Genomic DNA, 2,275 nt, shown 5'->3' with positions numbered 1-2,275 from the left:
TGCAGTCGTTCCCGCATTTACACAGAGATCTGTCTGTTGACCTAAGAGCAACACCGGTCATCGCAAAGCCCAGGCTCTGGCGCGAACGGACAGAATGCCTTCGCATCTCTGCCTCGCGCGCTACGGGCCTGGGCTGAACGGGTACCAGACGGGCGCCTGCATCGTCAGGCAAGCGCAGGAGCAGACCGGTCCGGGCTATCCCGTAAAAATTTAAGACGGGTGTCCGCTCCGGCCTCGATCGGAGCGGCTATGGCCGGTGGCTTGGTCCAGTCGTTCTACGGGTTCGGGTCGAATGCCAGCGGGTCAGGGCGCTTCTCACACGTGAAGCTTTCAGCGCTGTTCGGATCCCCCGAGCCATTGTACTTAGCATAGGACTGATAGCGGCAGGCTGGCATGCTCCGCAGGCGCTTGAGCGTGGTCGTGTCAATGTTGTAGGCCGTCACTGCATCCGGCGGGGACTGCCCCTTCTCAACCCAGTTTTCCAAAAGGGTGAGAGTATCCACTTGGGACGTTCCGGTCACGTTGTGCCCACCACCGTGTCCAACATAGAAGCGGAGCGTCTCATCAGTGGCCCCCTGCCCCATCTTGGCGACCACGGACCTGTAGTACTCCGCGATCATAGGGGTGCCGACCGCGTTGTCGGCTGAGGGCTGGAGGATGATTATCTTGCCGCCCCGATTACGGAACTCGGACAGATCCGGGTTTGTCGCGTCAAACAGGGCCGAGAGATACTGGATGCGCTTGGCGTAAGGACGTGGGTCGAACTGGTAAGGGTCAAATGCCGGGTCCTGAACAATCGTGTGACGGACCAGCAGGTTGGAGAAGTTGAGCACGGCGCCCCGCTTTGGCTCGAAGCCCCGCCCAGGCTCCAGAGGCTGCGACGGCCGCTCCGTCCCGACGGTGTAGAACGCATACTGGTAGCGCTCCCCATCCTCATCGCCAGTGACGCCGAAACCAGCATAGCGCGTGACCCCGTGCGCCAGCGGCACGATCATGGACCAAGGCTCCCGAACGGCGTTCACAGCCGAGATCTGCGCGTCCGAGAGGCAGCTGTCGCCCGGCTTTCCCTCGGGGCACCGTAAGGTCGCAACGTTGTTGGGGCACTCCATGTAGCGGGCGATGATACCATCCTTGAAGCCATCGGCTTCATCACAGGTGGCACGGGTCTTCTCGGCGATGAGCGAAATCGCCTTCGCATCCAGCCATCCCTGGATGAGCCTGTCGCGGATCGTGTTATCAGCCAGGTGGATGGCGTACCAGCCCAACACAGGGGACGTCGCGATGATGCCGTCATAGTCCTGCGGGAACTTCTGAGCCATGATCACAGCCTCGCGGCCGCCAGCCGACTCGCCAGTGAAGTACAGGCGATCCGGTGCCCTGCCATAGGATGCCTTGATGATTGTAAGAGCAACGTCACGGGTCTTCTTGTGAGCGTCGGACGCCCAGTTCCGCAGCGCCTCGTCACTCTTCGTGAAGCTGACATCCGGTCCCTGATGCCCATCGTCATCGCCAAAGGTCACGTAGCCAAGCGTGAGGGGGTACGGCAGATCCAGTGGGATTGGATCAAAGCGCCCGGCCGCTTTCTGGTTAGGGCCGGTGATCAGAGCGCCACCGAGACCGCCGCCACCAGATTGCAGGGCCATGCCGTTCCAGTTGATCGGCAGGTTGATGTTGAAGTTGATGGGTGGGGCAGCGGGATCGACGGGCTCGATCCTGCCCTGGACGATGCAGCGCTCCGGGATCGGGAGCCCGAACTCGCCGTCGGGAGAGGGCTTGGGCTCCGCCACCGGAGCACGATCTGCCTGCGTGACCGATGCTCCCTTCGTCGGCAAACCAATATCACCGGGTGCTATGGCGAAGCCCTTCAGATCCTGACAGCGCTGCAACGCGGTCGCGGGTCTATCCTGTGCCTGAGCGGAATGGGTGACGATCGCTGCGACGGCTGCAATGGCATAAACGATGGGCTTCATTATCTCCTCCTTTTGAGTGGGCCGCTTTTTCTTTTTGGAAGAGATTGGGCGTCGGCAATTATTTAGCCAATGGATAAAATACGCATAGGATTGGACAATCCGCAGATAAATAACCCCAGCTTCGCCTTTTGAAGATCGTCGACGGGAATGGCCCGGTCCTCGGATTTCCATCCAAACGCAGGATCCACCATAGCGAGATCTGACGATGGGTGAGACCGCCCAGTTGCGTCGCCGATTGCACAATTTGACGCTTGAACCGTCTCAACACGAGACATGGCTCAATCTATGAAGGTTTCCAGTGGGTC

The 2,275-nt window shown here is 60.2% G+C and carries 1 protein-coding gene; it reads right to left on the bottom strand.

Features of this window, described 5'->3' with window-relative positions; translation table 11 throughout:
* Nucleotides 1-275: 275 nt before the first annotated feature.
* The gene (locus FS320_RS41950; RefSeq protein WP_162003611.1) at nucleotides 276-1,970 is read right to left on the bottom strand and encodes a tannase/feruloyl esterase family alpha/beta hydrolase; all 1,695 of its coding nucleotides are present in this window, start codon (nucleotides 1,968-1,970) and stop codon (nucleotides 276-278) included.
* Nucleotides 1,971-2,275 lie beyond the last annotated feature (305 nt).

Source organism: Microvirga tunisiensis, from assembly GCF_009296175.1.
In the GTDB taxonomy this organism is placed as follows: domain Bacteria; phylum Pseudomonadota; class Alphaproteobacteria; order Rhizobiales; family Beijerinckiaceae; genus Microvirga; species Microvirga tunisiensis.
The sequence above is the reverse complement of the archived record's forward strand: the minus strand, read 5'-3'. Positions and strand labels throughout refer to the sequence as shown.